The 1892-nt window shown below is 60.6% G+C and carries 2 protein-coding genes; both read right to left on the bottom strand.

The window, feature by feature from the left end; genetic code table 11:
- Window positions 1–780 (bottom strand): IS1380 family transposase (locus ACK5L9_RS16405; protein WP_416912530.1); only part of this gene is annotated, 780 nt, incomplete at its 3' end.
- Between the two features lie 266 nt (window positions 781–1046).
- On the bottom strand, window positions 1047–1892 hold an 846-nt coding region (locus ACK5L9_RS16410), incomplete at its 5' end, for a reverse transcriptase domain-containing protein (protein ID WP_416912529.1).

A 1892-nucleotide genomic window follows, 5' to 3' on the forward strand; every position in this document is an offset into this window, starting at 1 on the left:
CGCATTTTTCGAAAGCCCGAAGACATAGAGCAGGCCGAGCCGGTCACAGAGATCGAGAACCTGTGGGGCGCAGTAATGGCTGTCGGCCCGCAGCAGGATCTCGGTCTCGGGCCAGAAGCGGCGGATCTGCCGGATCAGCCGCCGGATATGGCTCGCGATTTCGCGGCCCTTGGGGCGTCGGGCCGGGCGCAACAGGGCTCCGACCAGCCGTCCCTCCCCATCGAAGACCCCGATGGGTTGGAAGCCGTATTCATCGTAATAGGAATTGAACAGCCGAAGCTGCTGATGGCCATGGACCGCGTCAAACGTGTCGTCGATATCCAGCACGCTCTGCCGGGGGGCCCGCTGGAATGACTGACAGTAGAACCGAACCATCTCACGCCCCATGCGGATCAGGGAGCGGGCGTCGGGGAGGTTCTCCATTCGCGAGATGGTCGGCTGCGAGCACAGGGACGCGCCACTTTCCGGGGCGCGTTCCAGGGCGAGCTTGAAGCTCGGATCATGGCGCAGATCGGTCGCATCATTGGCATCCTCGTAGCCCGCCGCGATCATCAGGATCCGGAAGCGGATGATCTCCTCGAGGCGGTGCTGCACCTTGCTCGGATCACGCGGGTCCTCCACGCAGGAGGCCAGCCAACCTGCCAGACCTTCACGGCGCTCGATCTCCCGCAACAGCATCAGCCCGGCGTCGGAACTCATGTTGGCGCCGTCAAATCCGAGCAGGACCTGCTGGCCATTGACCGGTGACAAACACAGACGAGAGGGTGTAGAGACATCCATGGTGAGGCGCGGCATCCTGATCAACTGCGGATTTTGGTGTAGGAACCACAAAACTACAGTTCTTCAAATGGTTAAGCCAGCCTCACCAACCCCTCAGTAGAGTCGAGGAAGGGCGCGGTTGCTCGCAGCGAGCGGCCCCGTTTCCCTTCCCCGCTCATCGAACCGGACGTGCGGATTTCCCGCATCCGGCTCTCCGACTGGCTTCACCCCAAGGCCGACGGCGGAGGACCAAGATGCACGCGTCTGAGTTGAACCACGCCAAGGCCTTAATACACCGTTTGGGTGGAGAAGACGCGCGTGGCTCGGGTTTGCACCTTGTGCCGCTTGCGAAGGAAATGGCGCACGCGGTCATAGACGTGATGGTCCACCGCTCGATATGCCTGCAATCGCGTCCCGTAACTGAAATACCCAGACCATCCGATCAGAAGTTGATTCAGACGGCGCAAGACATCTGCCCGGGGGCTCTTGTTGCGCACATCAAGCAGAGCGTTCACCTTGCCTTTGAACCGTTGCACGCTTTTGCGCGACGGACTTGCGCCCAGATACCAGTGACCCGTCTTCCGAAAGTGATGTGGTCCGAACGTGTATCCGAGAAAGTCAAAGCTTTCTGTCCGGGCGCTACGGAGCGAGGTTTTCTCCTCGTTGAGCGCCAAGCCCAGCTTGGCCGTCACCATGCGGCACCACTCCAGTGCATCTCTCGCGCAACCCTGCGACAAGATGACGAAGTCGTCCGCGTAAGCAACAACCTCAGCACGGAACCGGCGTGAGCGATCCGTGCTGCGCCAATGCTTCAGCATGCGGTTCATGTACAGGTTTGCAAGAAGTGGGCTGATCACGCCGCCTTGCGGTGTGCCTCGCTTGCGTTTCTTGCCACCTGTCAGTCGCCGGGCGCCCGTTGCGTCCCTGATCTCAATCGGCGCCTGAAGCCACATCTTCAGCAAATGCAGCATGTGCCGGTCAACAATCCGGCGAGCCACAGATCGCATCAATGGCCCGTGCGGGATCGTGTCGAAATATTGCGACAGATCAGCGTCAACAACGTCTGTATAGCCCTGACAGAGAAGGCCGTGAACCTTTCGGATCGCGTCGCCCGCACTACGTCGGGGACGATA

Origin of the sequence: Paracoccus sp. (in: a-proteobacteria) (genome assembly GCF_047973135.1) — a bacterium.
Lineage (GTDB): Bacteria > Pseudomonadota > Alphaproteobacteria > Rhodobacterales > Rhodobacteraceae > Paracoccus.